The organism is Novosphingobium mathurense, assembly GCF_900168325.1.
Classification (GTDB): domain Bacteria; phylum Pseudomonadota; class Alphaproteobacteria; order Sphingomonadales; family Sphingomonadaceae; genus Novosphingobium; species Novosphingobium mathurense.
Genome location: NZ_FVZE01000003.1, coordinates 159,636 through 178,743 on the forward strand (window position 1 = coordinate 159,636; position 19,108 = coordinate 178,743).

Genomic DNA, 19,108 nt, shown 5'->3' on the forward strand with positions numbered 1-19,108 from the left:
CGCCGGAGGTCTGGCACGGGTGCCGGCGGGGCCTGAACGGCTCGGCAGAATCGTCGACCCGCTGGGTCGCCCGCTCGACAACGGCGACGCCATCGCTCCTGGCGTTGTCAGCGAAGTCCCTGCCGTCGATCGTCCAGCTCCCGCCGGCAAGACTGCTTTCGCAACTCGCCGAGGAAGTCGGCGAAATGGCCTCTGGCACGCAGGCGCAGCGCTGAAACGGGCCGTCACTGAGGACTCAATCGCGCGCAGATTGCTCTGGATCAATGCATGGCGCAGGCGCATCATCCTATCCAGACCGTACGATTGCCGGGAGTCGCATCATGACGATCCAGAGCAGGATAACGGTAAACGAAGCCGACTTTCTCCAGGAGCTGCGCCATGCGGCGCACGTCCTGCCGAGCCCCGCTGCACCGCATTTTGCCGACGCCTTCGAGTGCTTCGCCGATGCGCGGGTCGTGCTGCTGGGAGAAGCCACCCACGGCAGTCACGAATTCTATGCCGCGCGTGCCGCGATCACCAGGCGGCTGATCGAGAAACACGGTTTCAACATCGTGGCCGTCGAAGGCGACTGGCCGGACGTAGCCCGGATCGATGCCTACGCCCGGCACCGCGCCCCTCGCCCGCGCAAGGGAGCGCCCTTCGTTCGCTTCCCTACCTGGATGTGGCGCAACGAGGAAGTGCTGGCTTTTGCCGATTGGCTGCGGAGCCATAACGAATCGCTCCCCGAGGAGGACCGCGCCGGTATCCACGGCCTCGATGTCTATTCGCTGGGCGAGTCGATCCATGCGGTAATTGCCTATCTCGACGCTCACGACACGGCAGCGGCGACAGAGGCGCGCCGCCGATATGCCTGCCTCATGCCCTGGGAGGACGAGCCGCAGCATTATGGCCGCGCGGTGGAGCATGGCACCCTGCGCGGCTGCGAGGATGCCGTGGTGATGCAGCTCGAAGGGCTGCTATCCGAGCGGATGGCCTATATCCGCCAGGACGGCGAAGCGTTCTTCGATGCCGAGCAGAACGCGCGCATCGTGCGCGCCGCAGAGCAATACTATCGCGCCATGTACCGCGGTTCCGCGGCAAGCTGGAACCAACGCGACCGCCACATGTTCGATACGCTCCTCAGGCTGATGGCCCATCGCGAAGATGCGCGTGCCGTCATCTGGGCGCATAACTCGCATGTCGGCAACGCCTCGGCGACGGCCATGGGCTGGCACGGAGAATTCAACATCGGCGAACTGTGCCGGGCCGCCTTCGGCGACGAAGCGGTGCTGATCGGCTTTGGCACCGATCGCGGCACTGTCGCAGCGGCCTCCGACTGGGGCGCTGACATGCGGGTAATGCAGGTTCGTCCGGCCCGCGACGACAGTTGGGAAGCCGCCTTTCGTCGGACCGGGCACGCCCGCAGCTTGACGCAGTGGCGTGGTCACAAGGATCCGCAACTGATCGAGATGCTCTCCCAGACCCTGCTCGAAAGGGCGATCGGAGTGGTCTACCGGCCCGAGACCGAGCGCGCGAGCCACTACTTCGAGTCCGTCCTGGCCGACCAGTTCGATGCCTTCGTCTGGTTCGAACAGACCAGGGCCGTCACGCCATTGGGGCATGAACGCCCGCACGGCGTGCCGGAAACCTGGCCCTTTGGGCTATGACTGCGCCGCTCCCTTCCACCGGGCTCAGGGAAGTGCGGATCGGCCACCATGCGCTGGCCGCGATTCTGGGCGTACCGGCGGAAGCCAGGGGTCTCGTCATCTTCGCCCACGGCAGCGGCAGCGGCCGGCTGAGCCCGCGCAACAACTACGTCGCGGCGCGGCTGCGCGATGACGGACTGGCAACGCTCCTGCTCGACTTGCTGACACCGGAGGAGGAGCACGATCGCCGTAACGTGTTCGACATTGCCCTGCTGGCCAACCGCCTGCGCCTTGCTGCCGACTGGGCCCGCGATCATCCCGAGACGAGCGACCTGCGGCCCTGCTATTTCGGCGCCAGCACCGGTGCTGGTGCGGCGCTGCGTGCCGCTGCCGAAGATCCGCGTATTGCCGCCATCGTCTCGCGCGGCGGGCGTCCGGACCTTGCCGGGGTGGACGTGCTGCCACTTGTATTGGCCCCCACGCTGCTGGTCGTCGGCGAACTGGACGGCATCGTCATCGATCTCAATGCCGCGGCCTACGATGTCCTGACCTGCGAGAAGGAAATGGCGATCGTTCCGGGCGCCGGACATCTGTTCGAGGAACCGGGCACGCTCGATCAGGTCGTCACGCTCGCGAGCCTGTGGTTCCGACACCACTTGGGAGAAGCGCGATGACCGCTCGTTTCGGGTTTGCCGACCGAAAAGATGCCGGAGCAGCGTTGGCGCAGGCCGTCGCAACGCTCGACCTGAAGGATCCGGTCATCCTCGCCTTGCCGCGTGGCGGCGTTCCGGTGGGCTTCGAAGTGGCGAAGGCGCTTGGCGCACCGCTCGACATCCTGATGGTGCGCAAGATCGGCGCGCCGGGTCACGAGGAATACGGCATTGGAGCCCTTGTCGACGGGGCATCACCGCAAATCGTCATAGACGAGGCCATGGCCCGCATGGTCGGCGCAGACCGCGACTATATCGACATGCAGATCGCCAGACAGCTTGCTGAAATCGAGAGGCGCCGCGCCCTCTACCGCACCGGTCCTCCGGTGGCGCTGGCAGGACGCACGGTTGTCCTCGTCGATGACGGGATCGCCACGGGCGGCACGGTCCGCGCCGCGCTCAAGGGCCTCGCCAAAGTCGGCGCCTCGCGGGTCATCCTGGCGGTTCCGCTGGCCCCGGCTGACGTCCTCCCCGAATTCCGCGAGCTGTGCGACGAGGTGATCTGCCTGGCCACGCCCTCACCCTTTCATGCCGTCGGCATGCATTATCGCAAGTTCGACCAGACAGAGGACGATGAGGTCATCCACCTGCTGGATGCGGCCAGGGCTTGGAGGGAAACGGGTCAGCGCAAAACCAGTCACACCTGAGACACCGCTGCCAGGACGATCACATGTGGAGCCATCTGCTCAGTGCCGAGCACACATTTTCTGATGTTTGGCAAACAAACGACTTGGCCATCGCCGAGAAGGCTCCGATTCGCGCGCGCAGCAAGGGCATCCATTTCGACACTAACATTAGCGACATGATGCGCACTTCTGCGGCCAAAAAAGCTGCTCGTACCGGTTGCACTGGATGTCCGACTAAAATGCGTCGCCCGACTTATTACACCCCTCATGACGGATGATTAGGGTTTCAGCCAAAATGTTTATGAGAGCCTATCCAGATATTCCGTGAAGGTTATCAATGCTCACCAGCCATTATGCTGCGGGAAGGCGGGCCCTGCGATCTATGATCTTTTCGATGCGGCCATCGAGCATCTCTATCTGCACATCGGAGATTTCGGCGATGCCCGGGTCGTGGGTGACGCAGGCGACGGCCCGGCCTCCTTCGTGCGCGAGTGCTCGCAAGTCTTCGATGACGCGAGCGCTGTTGCGGCTGTCCAGGTCGCCGGTCGGTTCGTCTCCGAGGATCAGCACCGGATCGTTGGCGAGCGCCCGGGCGATCGCCACGCGCTGACGTTCGCCGCCGGACAGGCGATCGGGCGTATTCGCACTCTTTTCGCCGAGGCCCACCGCAGTCAGCAGCTCGAGTGCCCGGCTGCGTGCGCCATCGCGGTCCAGCCGTCCGAGGCGCTGCATCGGAAGCATGACGTTTTCCAGCGCAGAGAACTCGGGAAGCAGGAAGTGGAACTGGAACACGAACCCGAAGCGCGCAAGGCGGATGCTCGCACGCTCATCGCCAGACAGCGCGCTGACTTCACGACCATCGAACAGAAGCTCGCCTGAATCGGGCCGGTCGATGAGGCCGAGCAGGTAAAGCAGCGAAGACTTGCCGCAGCCCGATGGGCCGACGATGGTGGTGAAAGCGCCCCGCTCGATCGTCAGGCTGACATCGCGCACGAGATGAACCGGCTTTGGCCCGGCCAAGGTGCGCGTGAGCGACCTCGCTTCGAGGATCGCGCTCACACCGCCCCCCTCAGGATGTCGACCGGATCGACGCGCGCTGCCTTTCGTGCCGGCAGCCACGCCGCCAGCGAGCCAGCGAGAAACGACACCAGAGCCGCAATCGCATATTGCCGCGCGGATCGATCCAGCGGAATGCGCTCGACATCGCCGCCGATCGGGAAACGCAGCGACCCCAGGATCGTCATCAGACCATATCCCAGCAGCCATCCGAAGAGGACGCCGATGATGGCCAGAACCAGCCCTTCGACCACGAAGATGAACTGCAGGTCGCCTTCTGAGAAACCGATGGATCGCATGATCGCGATGTCGCGCCGCTTGTCGGAAACATTGTTCGATACGACGGTATAGATGCCGAAACTCGCGACCAGCAGGATCGCGGAAACGACGGAGTACATGATGACATTGCGCGTCACGAGCAGCGAGAGGAAGTCGGCCGAACGCTCCTGCCAGCTTTCCGCCTTGTAGCCGAAGCGCGATTCCAGGCGCGCGGCGACAGCCTCGGCCGCATAGGGATCCGCCAGCTTCACGCCAATGCGGTTGATGATGAACGGCCTGCCAAGCAGCGATTGCGCCTCGCGCAGAAGGACATAGCCGGTTCCCGAGGAAAGCTGGGTCTGGCCTTTCTTGAACAGGCCCACGACCCGCATCGAACGCCCGCTTGAGGAAGACGAGGTCGCCGCGACGATATCGCCCACCTGCACGCCCAGCCGTTTGGCGAGATCCTCGGCGATGATGATGCCACCTTGCGTTGTTTCCAGATCGTGCAGGTGACCGACGCGCAACTTGTCTTCGATGGTACTGATCTTCTTCTCGATCTCAGGCTCGACGCCGACTATGCCGATTGCCTCGTCGTGGCCGCCCAGTCGCAAGGTAACTCCGCCGGTCAGGCTGGGCGATGCAACCGCGCCAGACACGGAATTCGCGGCGGAAACGATCGCCTGCCAGTCCTTGATCCCGCGCACTTCGTTGCGAACCTTGTAGCCGTGCAAGGCAACCGCGCCCTTGCCAAAGACACGCACACCGGGCTGGGGCGACGGGCTGCGCAGCTCGTCGGAAATGATAATGTGCGGGGCGGCATCGATGAGCTGTTCGATGAAGTCATTCTGGCTGCCCACCATCAGCGCCGAGACCGCCAGGAAAAATCCGACACCAACCGCAACCCCACTGACCGCCACTGCCGTCTGGCGGCGGCGTCGCGCAAGGTGCCTCAGCGCAATCGTGACAAGGAAGCCGGCGCGCCCGATCATGACCGCACCCGGTCCCCGTCCTCGAGCGCAGCGGGCGGATCGACGACGACGCGGTCCGCTTCGCCGAGCCCCGAGACGATTTCCACCCTTTCGGTCCCGACGATCCCCGTACGTACTGCGCGACGCTCCACCCGGCCATCCCGGACGCGCCAGACATGGCCATCGGCCAGTGCACCAGCGGGCACGAGCAGAGCCCCTTCATGGCGGTTGGTGACGATGTTGACTTCCAGCGTCAGGCCGAAGGGAAGGACTTTCCTGTCATCGAGGCCGATGCGCACGCGAAAGGCCCGCTCTGCGGGATCGCCGCCGGGTGTGATCTCGGTGACATGACCGCGGATCACTTTGCCCGGAAGGGCGTCGGAGGACAGGAGGGCGTTCTGTCCGACCCGCACCCGCGGGATATCCCGTTCATCGACAGTTGCAGTCACCCGCGCCCGGGCCGGATCTCCGAGCTGGAACAGCGTCTTGCCCGGGGTCGCCAGATCGCCGGGTTCGACATCGCGCTTGAGCACGACACCTTCGATCCCGGCGCGCACCGCCAGCTGGTCCAGTCGCGCTTCCAATGCCCTGGCAGCGGCGCGCGATGCCTGACCCGCTGCAATCGCCTCATCCCGTGCGGCACGGGTTACCCAACCCTGGGCATAGAGCCCGGTGACGCGGTTCTCGGCCAGCGACTTGCCTCGCGCGTCAGCCCGGGCCTGCGCCAGAAGAGCACGCTGTTCGCTATCGTCGAGACGCACGAGCGGTTGCCCGCGCGTCACGCGCGCGCCCTCCTCGACCATCACGGCGACAACCGGCGCTGTCAGGCGCGAGGAAACCGTCACCGGATGCTCGGCATCGACGAAACCGGTGGCGTAGACCAGTTCGACAGCCGGACCACGCTCGACCGGTGCCGTGACGACCACGAGGGGGCGTCCCTTCAGCAACCACCAGCCACCTGCAGCAGCGAGCAGGATCGCAATTGCAAGCAGGACGATGGGCTTGCGCATGGCCAGGTCAGCCTCCCTGTCTCGGACGGGCATCCTATGCCCCTGACCGGAGCGATGATCATTGATCGCCGACAAGGATCTGGCAAGACGCGATTTCCGGGATTTGGGGGTGCAGCGAACCGGCCATCGGCCGGCAGGTCGACTCCTGCAAAGCTGACGATGCGGCATCGACTTGCACACGCGTGATAAAAAACAGTCTTGACTGATTATATATTGATGCAGAACATGGCTTCGATTGTCGCACTAGAACGATAAATTGCAGACAGGTGAAGACGTCCTGCAATTCTCGAATTCGGGGGAAACAGCTTGGCCGTCAATTCAGCCCGCAAGGCCATCGCACCTGCCTCCAGTCGCAAACCTGCCGATGACGCCAAACCGACGCGACAGTCGCTCAAGAGCGCGCAGACCCGCAGCCGCTTGATCGAGGCGACGATCGAGTGCCTCGTCAAGGTAGGCTATTCGGGGACGACTACGCCGCTGGTTGCATCGGAGGCGGGACTGTCGCGCGGTGCCATGCTGCACCATTTCGAAAACAGCGCGACATTGATCCGGGCTACCATCGTGGAACTGCACGAGCGGCGTCTGCGGGCCTTTCGCCGCTCGTCAGAGAACAGTCAGCACGATCCCTCGACCATGGTCAGCGCCTATTGGCGCCAGGTGCAGAAGCCGGCCTTCATCGCCTTCCAGGAACTGGCCATGGCGGCCCGGACCAATGCCGAACTGGCCCAGATCATGCGGCCGTTGCAGGTCGAATACCGTGAGCGTTTCAACGCCGAAGCCATTGCCCTCTACCCTGAATGGCATTCCGCTCCCGAAAGCTTCGCGCAGGCCATGGCGCTTTCCCAAACGCTCATGGAAGGCATGGCGATGAGCCTGCTGACAGGCGCCCTCGATGACGCCATGGTGCCCTCGCTGCTGCACATGCTGGAGGACAAGATCCGCGCCATGCGGCCCGGCGCGGGAACAGACCCCGCCGCCTGAGACTGCGGCCTGGCGGTGCGGCTCGGCAATTGCCTGGCGGGCCCAAGCGGCCACGGAGCCACAGAAATACAGTCAATCATGTTTGTCTTTTTTTATTGTGCAGCTTGAGCTACGAAAGCTGCGAAACGAGTTCGAAAACGGAACTTGCGACCGGGACGGACAAGCCCGGCAAGGGAGAGCGGTTTTGAAAGGAGCGTGCAAGTGAGCGGTCGCGGCAAGGGCCCACTGGCAGGAGTGAAGATCCTCGACCTGACGAGCGTGCTGATGGGGCCATACGCAACACAGATCTTTGCGGACCTCGGCGCGGACGTCATCAAGGTGGAGAGCCCCGATGGCGATACCACCCGATTCATTCCACCCGGTCCGGACGCCTCGCGCGGCGGCATGTTCCTCAACGTCAATCGCGGGAAGCGCAGCATCGTCATCGATCTCAAGCAGCGGGAAGGACGCGATGCGCTGCTGCGGCTTGCCAGGGATGCGGACGTTTTCATCCATTCGATGCGCTCGCGCGCGATCGGGCGGCTGGGGCTCGACTACGAAGCCCTGCGCGCGGCGAACGAGCGGATCATCTACGCCAATCTCTACGGCTACGCGCGCGGCGGGCCCTATCGCGACTACCCCGCCTATGATGACATCGTGCAGGCCGCATCGGGTATCGTCGACCTTCAGGCCCGTCTCTCGGGCGGCAAGCCGACCTATGCCGCCACGGTCATCGCCGACAAGGTCGCGGGCCTGACAGGTGCCTACTCGGTGATCGCCGCGCTCTTCGCCCGTGAACGCACCGGCCTGGGTCAGGAAATCGAAGTGCCCATGTTCGAGACCCTGGTCTCATTCACCATGGTCGAGCACTTGTGCGGATCGCTCTTCGATCCGCCGCAGGGACCGCCGGAGTATCCCCGGGCCACCTCGGAAGCGCGCCGCCCCTACCAGACCGCGGACGGATACATCGGGGTGATGATCTACAACGACCGGCACTGGCGATCCTTCTTCGATGTTCTCGGCAACCCGGAATGGTCGCGCGATCCGATGTTCGCATCGATGCGCACGCGCACCGTGAACATCGGTGCGGTCCTGGCCAAGGTAGCCGAGGTCATCGTCACGCGCACGACCGATGAATGGGTTGCGCTGTTCCGCAAGGCGCAGATCCCGGCCACGCCCATCGCCAGCCTGACCGAACTGCTCCACGATCCCCACCTCGTCGAGACCGGCTTCTGGGAAGAACGCGAGACCGACAGCGGCACCTTGCGCTTCCCGGGCATCCCGACCACGTTTTCACAGACTCCCGGCGAGATCGGCGATCCCGGACCGGCTCTGGCCGGGCAAAGCGAGGAAGTGCTGCGCGAGGCGGGCTTTTCCGAAGCGGAGATCGCCGCACTTCTCGACCGCGGCGCGGTCAGGAAGTCCGCGTGAGCGGCCCCGAAACGTATTGGCGCACCGCGCTTGGCGATGGCCGGTTCCTGCTCCAGCGCGCACCGGACGGCACCGCGGTATTTCCGCCCCGAGTCGCCGTGCCGGGCTCCGGGGTCGGTACCCTCGAATGGTTCGAAGCCTGCGGACGGGGAACGGTCTATTCGCTCTCGTGGATCAACCGGCGCGCGCCGGCCGAGCCCTATAACGTCGCGCTCATCGATCTCGACGAAGGCGCCCGCCTGATGAGCCGGGTCGAAGGCGTCGACGCCGAGTCCCTGAAGATCGGGATGCGGGTCGAGGCTTTCATCGAAGGCAAGGGCGAAGAGGCGATCCTCCTGTTCCGCCCGGCCGAAGGTGCCGCATGAGCGACACGTTCCCGCGCGGCAGGACGGCCATCGCCGGGCTCGCCACTTTCGGCGTAGGCGAGATGCCCGGCTTCAGCTCGATGGAACTGACCGCCCAGGCTGCGACATTGGCTGTGACAGACGCAGGGCTGACTTTCGCAGACGTCGACGCGCTCTACATCTGCCAGCCGGACGACTTCTTCGCCGGCCTTTCTTTCGCGGAATATCTGGGCCTCCGGCCCGCCTATACGGACAACAACCGCACCGGCGGTTCTGCGTTCATGAGCCACATGGCCAGCGCCGCGCTGGCGCTGGAGGCCGGTTACATCGACTGCGCCCTCATCGCCTACGGTTCGAACCAGCGCAGCAACGGCGGCAAACTGGCGACCAGGATCACCAGCAATACCTGGGATGCGCCCTATGCGCCGCTATTCCCGCTCACGTCCTATGCCATTGCCGCCGCCCGGCACATGCATGAGTACGGTACCGCGCGCGAAGACCTTGCCGCGGTCGCGCTGGCGGCACGGGCCTGGGCAAACACCAATCCCGAGGCTTTCGCCAGGGGACCGCTGACGCTCGAGGACTGCCTCTCCTCACGCATGATCAGCACGCCGATTTCGGTGCGCGACTGCTGTCTCGTCACCGACGGCGCAGCCGCCGTGGTCATGACCCGCACCGATCGCGCCCGCGACCTGCCGCGCCCACCGGTGCCGCTGCTGGGAGCGGCCGCCGCGACATGGTGGAACTCTATCGCACAGGCCCCTGACGTGACGGTAACCGCCGCCCGGGAATCGGGCGCGCGCGCCATGGCAATGGCCGGCGTGACGCCCCGGGACGTCCAGACCGCGCAGCTCTACGACGCCTTCACCATCAACACGATCCTGTTCCTCGAGGACCTGGGCTTCTGCCCCAAGGGCGAAGGCGGACGCTTCGTATCCGATGGAACGATCGCGCCGGGTGGCAGCCTCCCGGTCAACACCAACGGTGGCGGCCTGTCCTGCTGCCATCCGGGCATGTACGGGCTTTTCGCAATCATCGAGGCCGCGCGGCAGATCCGCGGCGAGGCCGCCAACCAGTTGCCCGGGATCGACCTTGCGCTCGCCCACGGCAATGGCGGCACCCTTTCGAGCCAGGCCACCGTCATCCTCGGCAGCATGGCCACCCTGTGATGCCGCAAAGCTGATGCCCGCTATGCCAAGCCATCTAGGCGCCGATCCACTCTTCGATCATCGGCCGGATCGGCTCTCCGACGAGTTCGAGGACCGGTCCTTCGCCCTGCACCATGTAGGCCATCTGGCCGTAGCGGTGCTTGGGCGAGGCACCGGCGACGATCAGGCGCCAGCCTTGGGCCATGAGCGTCTCAACTTCCTGACCGACGTCGTCGACCCAAGCGCCCACATGCGCTTCGGAGACCGCAAGCAATGCGTCATAGGCACCGCCCGGAAGCACCTCGATCAGTTCGAAATGGATCGGCCCCTGCCGCGAATAGGTGACGGTGAGGTGGGCCTCGGACCAGCCGCCTTCGGGCGTCCAGACGCGCAAGGGTTCGAACTTGCGCACCGGCGCCCAATCGAGGCCGAACTGCACGGTCATGCCCTCCATGGCGCGGGCGATATCGGGCACGATCAGGCCGTGGTGATGAAGTCTGGCGAAGGCTTTCACGTCATACTCTCCAACGATGAACGGGTTCGCCGCCAGCATGCGGCGGACGGCCCGCAAGGCTGAGTGCGGCGGGCGCGGCGGGCGCCAAAGGGAAGGAATGTGCGATGACCGGTCTCAAAGTCGAACGCCGCGGGGCCATCTGCCTGCTCACCATCGACCGCGAAGCGGCGCGCAATGCACTCGATGCCGCGACCTCGCATGCCCTCGACGCGGCGATAACGGCGGCCGAGGCCGATCCCGAGATCGGCGCCATGGTACTCACCGGCGCCGGTGACCGCGCCTTCTGTGCCGGCATGGACCTCAAGGAAGCAGCCGAGATCGGCGCCGGTCACGGCCTCGTGCCCGGACGCGGCTTCGGCGGGGTAACCGAACGCAAGCGCAGCAAACCGCTTGTCGCCGCGATCAACGGCACTGCCGTTGCCGGCGGCTTCGAGATCATGATGGCCTGCGACATGGTTTTCGCCGCCGACCACGCGCTGATGGGCTTGAGCGAAGTCAAGCGAGGGCTCTTCGCCTTTGCCGGTGGCATCCAGCGGCTCGCCCATCAGGTGCCGCGTGCGACCGCGCTGGCGATGATCATGACGGGCGAACTGCTCCCCGCGCGCCGTCTCTACGAATTGGGCATCGTCACCGAAGTGGTCCCCGGACCCGCATTGCTGGAGCACACGCTGGCAGTGACAAACGCCATGCTCGGGAACAGCTGGCAGGCTATCCGCAACGGGCTCGAGCTTTACGAACTGGCGTGCGGCATGGACATCGACCGGGCGCTTGCCGTGGGCAACGCCTGGGGCAAGGCGACGCTGTCGAGCGCCGACAGCCGCGAAGGCGTGACCGCCTACGCCCTGAAACGCGAGGCGCGGTTCACCCGCGATTGAGCCGCAAGCGGGCCAAGTGGGCAAGGGCAGTCCTCTCATCGCCGCCGCAGCCCATCGAGCCCCAGCATCACGGCATGGTCGCAGATGCGTCGGATCGAATGAACGCCGTTGGGGCGCACCCACAGGTGCAGCGAATTGAGAAAGCCGAGCAGGCACAATGCGGTCAGCTTGGGATCGAGGTCGGTGCGCAATGCGCCTTCGTCCTGCCCGCGCACGATCAGCGCCTCGACGCGCAGGCGATAATCGCGCTCGTCGGCAGCGAATTCCACCGCGCGTGCTTCAGGCAAGTGCCTGCGCGCCTCGAAGAAGCCGGCGGTAAAGACCCTTTCGGTGCAAACGTAGCGGGCATGGGCAACGACGATCGCTTCCAGCCGCTCGATCGCCGGCCCCTCCTCGCGGGCAAGTGCGGCGATCGAGCGCAGGCCCCGGCGGTGCGCTTCGCGCATGACGTGGACCAGCAGGTCGCTCTTGCCCGAAATGTAGTGATAGAGGCTGCCCTTGAGCATGCCCAGCCTATCGGCAATGTCCCGCAGCGAGGTGCCGTCGTATCCCTTTTCAGCAAAGAGTTCGGCCGCTGCTTCCAGCAGTTCGGGCCAGCGGTCGGTCCGGCCCTTGCCTGCGCTCCCGCAAGGCAGGTCGATGGTCTGCGCTGACTGATCGATATGCGGATCCCGCATCTTCTGCCCTTCTTGTACTCTCGGCTATTTGCCAAACGATCGTTTGGCTTGAGCTGTAGCTGAAATGCGCCTCAAATTCCAATCACTGTTGACTGTTTATCCGTGCACGCGGTAATGAGGCAAGCATCACTTCGACAAAATCAAACATTCTTGTATGTTTTTGATTCGGTCGGTGCCTGCACCCGGAGCCATGAACACCGGGGCTGGAGGGAGAAAGAAGAGATGCTCGATTCGGTGACAGATCAAAGGCCCGAGAACGACCATGCCCGCATGGAGTACGAACGGGACCGCAAGGCACCGCCCGAAGGTTTCCCCAAGCTGCCCGACATTCCCGGCAGCCGCTATACCGACGCCGAGTTCCTGCAGCTCGAAAAGGACATGATGTGGGACAGGGCCTGGCTCTATGCCGGCCATACCGACCAGTTGCCCAATCCCGGATCCTGGTTCCTGACCCGCAATTCCGGCGCACCGATCATCGTCGCCCGCAACCTCGCAGGCGAGGTCAAGGCCTTTTACAACACGTGCCAGCATCGCGGCGCACCACTGGTCACCGAGGAGTCGGGCGAAGGCCGCGGCTTCGTTTGCGGCTACCACGGCTGGAGCTACACCCTCGACGGCAAGCTGACCGCCGTTCGCGACAAGCGCGACTTCGTCGACCTCGACTTCTCCTGCCGCTCGCTCGTGGCGGTGCGCTGCGAACTTCTGGGTTCGCTGATCTTCATCAACAAGGACCCCGACGCCCAGCCGCTGATCGAACATATCGGGCCGATGGCAGCACAGCTCGAACAATACCAGCTCGACAAACTGCGCCTTGTCGACAGTCGCAGCTATGAGGTGGACTGCAACGTCAAGGTCCTGCTCGATGCCTTTCTCGAGGTCTATCACCTCAAGTCGATCCACATCGACACGGTCGATCGCTTCCTGGACCACCGCGCGATGATCGTGAGCCTCTGGCCCAACGGCCACAGCCGCATGGCCACTCCCAACCGCCGTCCCGACTGGGTCGATCCCGGTACCGTGGGTATGCCGGAGATCCCGACGATCGGCGAGTTTCCGGCCAAGAACAACGTCAGCTACCAGATCTATCCCAACTTCGTGATGCCCCCGGCACCGACCGGCATCCCGATCCTGCAGTTCTGGCCGCTGGGGCCCAGGCGCTCGCGCGTCGTGTCGAGCTGGCTGGCCCCGGATCACGATCCGGAGAATCCGCACCCGCTTTGGCCCACGCGCCTCAACAACTGGGAACGGATCCTCTACGAGGACCTGCAGTACGCGCCGCAAATCCAGGAATCGCTGGAAAGCCCCGGCTTCAAGGGCATGCCGCTCAACTACCAGGAGCGCCGGATCTACCATTGGCACGAGGAACTGGACCGACGCATCGGCCTCAACCGCGTGCCCGAACATGCCCGCGTCGAACAGGTCCTGGATCCCTGGGTGCAGAAGGACTGATCCGCCACCGCGCAATCGACGCTAACAACGAACGGCAAAAGACAATCGGGAGAGAGCATGGCACATCTGGCAGGCAAGGTTGCCGTGGTGATCGGCGCGGCGAACCGCGACAACATGGCGCAGGTCATCGCCCGGCGGCTTGCCCATGATGGTGCGAAAGTCGTCGTCGCGGGCAGGAAAGCCGAGGAGCTTGAGCGGCTCGCAGCCGAAATTTCCGGCCATGCGGTCGCCGATTGCGATCTGACCAGCGAGGAAGACCTTGCCCGGCTTGCACAGGTGGCGGTCGAGACGTTCGGCGGCATCGACATTGCCGTCAACGCCACCGGCTGGGGGCTTCTCAAGCCCTTCCTCGATACGACCAAGGCCGAGATCGAGCGCATGGCAGCGCTGCAGTTCACCGGCGCGGTCCTGTTCTACCAGGCCATGCTGCGCGCGATGCGCGACGGCGGTTCCCTGATCCAGATTTCCTCGGCCACGGCTTCGATCATGCTGGAGGATCATGCCGCCTACATGGGGACCAAGGCCGGAGCGGATCATGTGATCCGCTGCGTCGCCAACGAGTTCGGCCACCGCGGCATTCGCGCCAATTCGGTGGCCCCGGGCTTCACCGTCACTCCGATGACCGGCAAGGCCGCGCAGAACCCCGCGATCATCGAGAGTTTCACCAAAGAGTATCCGCTGGGCCGTGTCGGCACGAGCGAGGACATCGCCGAGGCCGTCGCCTGGCTTGCCAGCGATGCCTGCTTCATGACCGGGCAGGTCCTGCAAGTGAACGGCGGCCTCACGTTGCGGCGCAATCCCACCAATGCCGAGATCGTCAGCGCGGTGAAGGCAGCGCGGGCTTCGGCATGATCCGCGGGGTTCATCACCTTGCGATCTCGACGCCGGATCTCGAGCGCTTCATCGACCATTACCGTCGCTGGTTCGGGTTCGAGCGGGTCGGCGAAGGTGGCTGGGAGCGCGGCAATTCCCGCATCGACACGATGGTCGGGCTGGAGGACAGCGCAGCGCGCTATGCCATGATCCGGCTGGGCAACCTGCACATCGAGGTGTTCGAGTATGCCAGCAACGACCCACGCGAGGTACACCCGCGCATGTGCGATCGCGGCATTACCCACTTATGCCTCTACTGCGACGATGTCTTTGCCGAATACGAACGGCTGAAGGGACTGGGCATGGCATTCAACTGCCCGCCCGGCGGATCGGGCATGACCCGTGCGACATATGGGCGGGACTGCGACGGCAATGTCGTGGAACTGCTGCAGATCGTCGATCCCGATTGCACCTTCGCCTTCGAAAAGCAGTGCGTGACCTGCTAGGCTCCAGTGATCCCGGCTGCGCACAGCGGTCCGACTGCGGCCCTGCCGTGCCGACTGAATCTCAACCGAAAGGGTCGCCTAAAGTGTCTGCCGCCAATCCTTTCCCGGACGATCCCGAAGTCGAACGTGAACTGGCCTATGCCTTCGAGACGATCGGCGAGGACCGCTTCCGGGTGGACCCGGTGCCGAGCGGTCTGCTGCGGCTCTACGGCGGAATGGTCGTTTCCCAGTGCCTGGCGGCAGCGCGATTGACCGTAGAGGAAGGCAAGGAAGCGCACAGCCTGCATGGCTATTTCTACAAGCCGGGCCAGGTCGACCTCGCCAATGAATTTGCCGTGACACGGGAAATGGACGGGCGCAGCTTCTCCAACCGCCTGGTGCGCATGTCGCAGAACGGCCATCCGCTCATGAATCTCATGGTCTCGTTCAAGACGCCGGAACCCTCCGCCTCGCACACCATGACGATACCCGACGTGCCGCCGCCCGAGGCCCTGCCCCGCGTCATCGATCTCGTCGAGGATTTCGGCCCTGCCCTGCCGGAACGCCACCGCCCCTTCTGGCAACGCCGCCAGCAGGTTGAATGGCGACCGGTCGAACCCTTCCCTTTCGACAACCGGGAAATCCTGCCGGCAACGCGGCATTTCTGGTTCCGGATAAGCGGGCCATTAGGCGACGAACTCCACGTCCATCAGCGCCTGCTCGCCTATGCATCGGATCTGCACATCTTCCATACCGGACTTGGCCCAATGGCGCTGGGCTGGGCCAACGATTACCTGCAGACCGCCAGCCTCGATCACGCGATCTGGTTCCACCAGCCGTTCCGCATCGACGAATGGCTGCTCTATGCTCTCGACAGTCCGGCTGCGAGCAATGCCCTCGCGCTGGGTCGCGGCAATGTGTTCCGACGCGACGGCACACTGGTCGCCACCGTCAGCCAGCAGGGGCTTGCGCGCGTTCTCGACGGGAAAAGGGAAGACAAGCTGTGAGCACTGCCGCATTCAAGCCGCGTGAACCCTATCGCACTTTCGAAGACCTCGTCGTCGGTGAAAAGCGAAAGTCGCGCTCACGCACGGTGACGCAGGAAGAGATCCTCGAGTTCGCCCGGGCCTACGATCCGCAATGGTTCCACACCGATCCCGAGAGTGCAAAGCAATCGGTCTTCGGGCAAGTGGTGGCCAGCGGTATCCATGTCCTCGCCTTGTGGCGCCAGCTCGATCACGAGATCAACTGGGACATCGATTTCGTGTGCGGCGTAGGCTGGGACGAGTTACGCCTCAGGCGCGCCATCCGCGCCGGCGACACGATCCACGTGACCAGCGAGATCGTCTCACTCGAGCCTTCGAAGTCGCGAGCCGACCGGGGGACTGCGAAGACGCACTATGCCGTGGTGCTGGAAGACGGTACCGAGGCCGTGACCTTCACCAGCATCAATCTGGTCTATACCCTCGAGGGTCGTCAACGGATGGCGGGCACCGCGCAGTAATCCGCGCGATGCCCACTCACCCCCTCATGGATCAACGCCGCTGATCGAAACGGCGGCCGAGCATGGCACCGGCAATATTGACCTTCTGGATGTCGATGGCGCCGCCGGCGATGCCCCAGCCCCAGGAATCGCGCAGGCGGCGTTCCATCGGGAAGTCCTTTGAATAGCCGTAAGCGCCCATCAACTGCATGGCATCGCCCGTGACTTCGCGGGCAATGGTGTTGGCAAAGCACTTGCCGGTCGAACTGTGCAGGACCGAGGGCAATCCATCCTCGGCCTGCGAAGCGGCGCGCCAGATCAGCAGGCGGGCGGCCTCCACCTTCATCTGCATTTCCGCCAGCTTGAGCTGCACGGCCTGGAACTCGGCGATCGGCTTGCCGAACTGCTTGCGCTCCTGAACGTATTCGCACACGTCCTCCAGCGCACCCGAGGCCTGGGCCAGCGACATCGTCGCATTGCCGCAGCGTTCGAGATCGAAGGCTTCCATCAGCTTCTTGAAACCGCCAGCAGGCACGATCACGTTGTCCAGCGGGATCTCGCAATCATCGAAGTTCAGGTCCGATGACGGGATGCCGCGAAAGCCCATGAGTTGCTCATTGGGGCCGAACGACAGGCCCGGCGTGCCTTTCTCGACCAGCACCGCGCCAATGCCCTTGGCACCGGGATCGTCCGACAGGCGGCAGTACACGACATAGGCGTCGGCATGGCCGCCGCCCGAACACCAGCGCTTGGTACCGTTGATCACGACCTTGTCGCCCCGGACCACACCCTTGGTCTTGAGATCGGTCAGCGCACTCCCGGCGTCGGGCTCGGACATCGAGACGGCAACCACCATGTCGCCGCTGCACACGGCCGGAACGATACGCTTGCGCAGCGCGTCGGAACCGAAATGCTCGATGGCGCGGACCGGCCCCACCGAAGATTCAAAGATCGGGAATCCTACTGCCGAGGAGATCTTGCCGAATTCTTCCAGAACGATCAGCGCCTCGATGTTGCCGAGGCCTAGTCCGCCCAGATCGCTGGACACGTTGATGCCCAGAAAGCCCAGGTCGGCATAGCGCTTGACCAGTTCGCGGCTGGGCGGACGGTTTTCGCGTTCGAGTTCGGCGGCGATGGCCGGCAGTTCGGCACGGGCGAATTCGCGGGCCGCTTCCTGCAGTTGCACCTGGTCGTCAGTCAGCGTGAAGTTCATGGTCGTGGTTCTTTCAAAGCAAATGAGGCTGTTCGATCAGGTTCGCGAGCGCGGCCATGAAGCGGCCGCCGTCGGCGCCGTCGATGGCCCGGTGATCGCACGAGAGCGAGAGATTGAGGACCGGCACGATGCGAATGGCACCGGCATCGTCGATCGGTTCGGGCCGCGCCGTGCCAACCGCAAGGATCGCGCCTTGCGGCGGGTTGATGATGGCATCGAACTGCTCGACGCCAAAGCCGCCCAGGTTCGACAGCGAAAAGCTCCCGCCGGTGAATTCCTCCGGCCTCAGCTTGCCGCTGCGTGCCTTCTGGGCGAGCCCTTTCATCGCCGTACCGATCTGCGCGACAGTCATGTCGTCGGCATTGAAGACGATCGGTGTGACAAGGCCCCTCTCGGTCGCTACGGCGACCGAGATGTCGGATGCGGCATAGCGGTGGATGTCGTTGCCATGGACCTGAATGTTGACCGCTGGCACTTCCATCAAAGCTAGCGCGCAGGCCCTGATCAGGTAATCGTTGACGCTCGGCCTCTCGCCTTCAACCCCGGCACGCATGGCAAGCAGCCGGTCAGCACGGACCCGACGCCGCACGTAAAAGTGCGGGATCTGCTGCTTGGATTCGCTCAGACGCCGCGCGATGGTGCGCCGCATCGACGACATCGGGGCAACGTCGAACCGGTCTCCTGAAACCGAAACGACCTGCGGTTGAGGTTGCCGCCTTGGCGCAGGCTGCGGCACAGCTTCGGCCGTCGGCGTATCCTGCTTGGGCAGAGCGGCCAGCACATCTGCCTTGCGCACGCGCCCGCGCGGCCCCGATCCGGCAAGGGACGAAAGATCGACACCTTCATTCGCGGCGATCCGCCGGGCGACCGGCGTGGCGAAGGCATCGCCTTCGGGCGTTGGCGGCAACACGCCGACAAGTTCGGGATTCGCTTCGGGTCTTGCCACCTGGTGGACGTCCTGCGCGGAGATTTTCCCGCCCCGGCCCGAACCGGAAATGACGGTCACATCGACACCCAGCCGCTCCGCCTCCTCGCGAGCCTTGGGAGTGATGGCAATGCCCTCGGGCACCGTGACTCTGGCTGGCGCCGCCTCTTCGCGCGGCGGTGCCGGAGCAGGCGATGCGACACCATCGTCATCCGGCCCGAAGCCGGATTCCGAAGGCGTAAAGCCCGAGATCAGCGCGTCGACTTCTTCGGCCGTCGCCTCGCCCCCATCCGAAAGGACGGCGAGCAACGCACCGACCGGATAAGTCTGGCCCGGCTCGGCCATGATCCGCACGAAGCGGCCGTCGCGTTCGGCTTCGACTTCGTTGGTGATCTTGTCGGTTTCGATGAGCGTCAGGACCGTGCCGCGGACGAAGGGCTCATTCTCGCCCACCATCCATTCGGCAATCGTACCTTCTGCCATCTCGATACCCCACTTGGGCATGGTGAAAGGCGTAAGTTTCGCCATGACCGGC

The 19,108-nt window shown here is 64.4% G+C and carries 21 protein-coding genes; 14 read left to right on the top strand and 7 right to left on the bottom strand.

Features of this window, described 5'->3' with window-relative positions; translation table 11 throughout:
* The first annotated feature begins 320 nt into the window (after positions 1 to 320).
* From B5483_RS11800 to B5483_RS22865, 4 genes are read left to right on the top strand one after another with little or no spacing between them, the layout of a single operon-like run.
* Entirely contained in the window at positions 321 to 1,646 is a 1,326-nt protein-coding gene (locus B5483_RS11800) for an erythromycin esterase family protein (protein WP_079730492.1), read from the top strand.
* Positions 1,643 to 2,299, top strand: coding sequence for a dienelactone hydrolase family protein (locus B5483_RS11805; RefSeq protein WP_079730493.1), 657 nt, complete (start codon positions 1,643 to 1,645; stop codon positions 2,297 to 2,299). The genes B5483_RS11800 and B5483_RS11805 overlap by 4 nt, the downstream gene beginning before the upstream one ends.
* On the top strand, positions 2,296 to 2,982 hold the full coding sequence (locus tag B5483_RS11810; RefSeq protein ID WP_079730494.1) for a phosphoribosyltransferase: 687 nt from the start codon (positions 2,296 to 2,298) through the stop codon (positions 2,980 to 2,982). The genes B5483_RS11805 and B5483_RS11810 overlap by 4 nt, the downstream gene beginning before the upstream one ends.
* A 23-nt stretch (positions 2,983 to 3,005) precedes the next feature.
* Positions 3,006 to 3,239: a hypothetical protein gene (locus B5483_RS22865; protein WP_139383977.1), complete on the top strand. Its 234-nt coding sequence runs from the start codon at positions 3,006 to 3,008 to the stop codon at positions 3,237 to 3,239.
* 73 nt (positions 3,240 to 3,312) lie between these two features.
* Here the strand turns inward: B5483_RS22865 and B5483_RS11815 are convergent, their stop codons facing one another.
* The 3 genes from B5483_RS11815 to B5483_RS11825 are packed head-to-tail and all read right to left on the bottom strand — an operon-like array spanning position 3,313 to position 6,256.
* Positions 3,313 to 4,020 (bottom strand): ABC transporter ATP-binding protein, encoded by a 708-nt coding sequence (locus tag B5483_RS11815; RefSeq protein ID WP_054945108.1) that lies wholly within the window; start codon positions 4,018 to 4,020, stop codon positions 3,313 to 3,315.
* Entirely contained in the window at positions 4,017 to 5,267 is a 1,251-nt protein-coding gene (locus tag B5483_RS11820) for an ABC transporter permease (RefSeq protein ID WP_079730495.1), read from the bottom strand. Before B5483_RS11820 ends, B5483_RS11815 begins: the two co-directional genes overlap by 4 nt.
* Complete coding sequence (locus B5483_RS11825; RefSeq protein WP_079730496.1) at positions 5,264 to 6,256, bottom strand: efflux RND transporter periplasmic adaptor subunit; 993 nt, start codon at positions 6,254 to 6,256, stop codon at positions 5,264 to 5,266. Before B5483_RS11825 ends, B5483_RS11820 begins: the two co-directional genes overlap by 4 nt.
* A gap of 306 nt (positions 6,257 to 6,562) precedes the next feature.
* Here B5483_RS11825 and B5483_RS11830 point away from each other — a divergent pair, with 306 nt between their 5' ends.
* The 4 genes from B5483_RS11830 to B5483_RS11845 all read left to right on the top strand — a co-directional run bounded on the left by B5483_RS11830 (position 6,563) and on the right by B5483_RS11845 (position 10,160).
* Positions 6,563 to 7,237: a TetR/AcrR family transcriptional regulator gene (locus B5483_RS11830; protein ID WP_079730497.1), complete on the top strand. Its 675-nt coding sequence runs from the start codon at positions 6,563 to 6,565 to the stop codon at positions 7,235 to 7,237.
* A 201-nt stretch (positions 7,238 to 7,438) separates the two neighbouring features.
* Entirely contained in the window at positions 7,439 to 8,647 is a 1,209-nt protein-coding gene (locus tag B5483_RS11835) for a CaiB/BaiF CoA transferase family protein (RefSeq protein WP_079730498.1), read from the top strand.
* A complete protein-coding gene (locus tag B5483_RS11840; RefSeq protein WP_054945112.1) occupies positions 8,644 to 9,012 on the top strand; it encodes a Zn-ribbon domain-containing OB-fold protein in 369 nt (122 codons plus the stop codon). Before B5483_RS11835 ends, B5483_RS11840 begins: the two co-directional genes overlap by 4 nt.
* Complete coding sequence (locus B5483_RS11845; protein ID WP_079730499.1) at positions 9,009 to 10,160, top strand: acetyl-CoA acetyltransferase; 1,152 nt, start codon at positions 9,009 to 9,011, stop codon at positions 10,158 to 10,160. The genes B5483_RS11840 and B5483_RS11845 overlap by 4 nt, the downstream gene beginning before the upstream one ends.
* A 34-nt stretch (positions 10,161 to 10,194) precedes the next feature.
* Here the strand turns inward: B5483_RS11845 and B5483_RS11850 are convergent, their stop codons facing one another.
* Positions 10,195 to 10,710, bottom strand: coding sequence for a VOC family protein (locus B5483_RS11850; protein WP_245829061.1), 516 nt, complete (start codon positions 10,708 to 10,710; stop codon positions 10,195 to 10,197).
* Between the two features lie 47 nt (positions 10,711 to 10,757).
* On the opposite strand from B5483_RS11850, the gene B5483_RS11855 reads away from it, so the two are divergent.
* Positions 10,758 to 11,528, top strand: a complete 771-nt coding sequence (locus B5483_RS11855; protein WP_079730500.1) for an enoyl-CoA hydratase/isomerase family protein — start codon at positions 10,758 to 10,760, stop codon at positions 11,526 to 11,528.
* A gap of 35 nt (positions 11,529 to 11,563) precedes the next feature.
* On the opposite strand, the gene B5483_RS11860 is transcribed toward B5483_RS11855, so the two are convergent.
* Complete coding sequence (locus B5483_RS11860; protein WP_245829064.1) at positions 11,564 to 12,205, bottom strand: TetR/AcrR family transcriptional regulator; 642 nt, start codon at positions 12,203 to 12,205, stop codon at positions 11,564 to 11,566.
* A gap of 222 nt (positions 12,206 to 12,427) precedes the next feature.
* Between B5483_RS11860 and B5483_RS11865 the strand changes: the two genes are divergently transcribed.
* The 5 genes from B5483_RS11865 (at position 12,428) to B5483_RS11885 (ending at position 16,456) form a co-directional block, all read left to right on the top strand.
* Positions 12,428 to 13,654, top strand: a complete 1,227-nt coding sequence (locus tag B5483_RS11865) for an aromatic ring-hydroxylating oxygenase subunit alpha (protein WP_079730501.1) — start codon at positions 12,428 to 12,430, stop codon at positions 13,652 to 13,654.
* A 57-nt stretch (positions 13,655 to 13,711) separates the two neighbouring features.
* Positions 13,712 to 14,506: an SDR family oxidoreductase gene (locus tag B5483_RS11870; protein ID WP_079730502.1), complete on the top strand. Its 795-nt coding sequence runs from the start codon at positions 13,712 to 13,714 to the stop codon at positions 14,504 to 14,506.
* On the top strand, positions 14,503 to 14,973 hold the full coding sequence (locus tag B5483_RS11875) for a VOC family protein (RefSeq protein ID WP_079730698.1): 471 nt from the start codon (positions 14,503 to 14,505) through the stop codon (positions 14,971 to 14,973). Before B5483_RS11870 ends, B5483_RS11875 begins: the two co-directional genes overlap by 4 nt.
* Positions 14,974 to 15,056: 83 nt before the next feature.
* The gene (locus tag B5483_RS11880; RefSeq protein ID WP_245829067.1) at positions 15,057 to 15,959 is read left to right on the top strand and encodes an acyl-CoA thioesterase; all 903 of its coding nucleotides are present in this window, start codon (positions 15,057 to 15,059) and stop codon (positions 15,957 to 15,959) included.
* Positions 15,956 to 16,456, top strand: coding sequence for a MaoC/PaaZ C-terminal domain-containing protein (locus tag B5483_RS11885; RefSeq protein WP_079730504.1), 501 nt, complete (start codon positions 15,956 to 15,958; stop codon positions 16,454 to 16,456). Before B5483_RS11880 ends, B5483_RS11885 begins: the two co-directional genes overlap by 4 nt.
* A gap of 31 nt (positions 16,457 to 16,487) precedes the next feature.
* On the opposite strand, the gene B5483_RS11890 is transcribed toward B5483_RS11885, so the two are convergent.
* Together B5483_RS11890 and B5483_RS11895 are read right to left on the bottom strand one after the other, a co-directional pair.
* The gene (locus B5483_RS11890) at positions 16,488 to 17,648 is read right to left on the bottom strand and encodes an acyl-CoA dehydrogenase family protein (protein WP_079730505.1); all 1,161 of its coding nucleotides are present in this window, start codon (positions 17,646 to 17,648) and stop codon (positions 16,488 to 16,490) included.
* A gap of 13 nt (positions 17,649 to 17,661) precedes the next feature.
* Positions 17,662 to 19,101: a 2-oxo acid dehydrogenase subunit E2 gene (locus tag B5483_RS11895; protein ID WP_079730506.1), complete on the bottom strand. Its 1,440-nt coding sequence runs from the start codon at positions 19,099 to 19,101 to the stop codon at positions 17,662 to 17,664.
* Positions 19,102 to 19,108 lie beyond the last annotated feature (7 nt).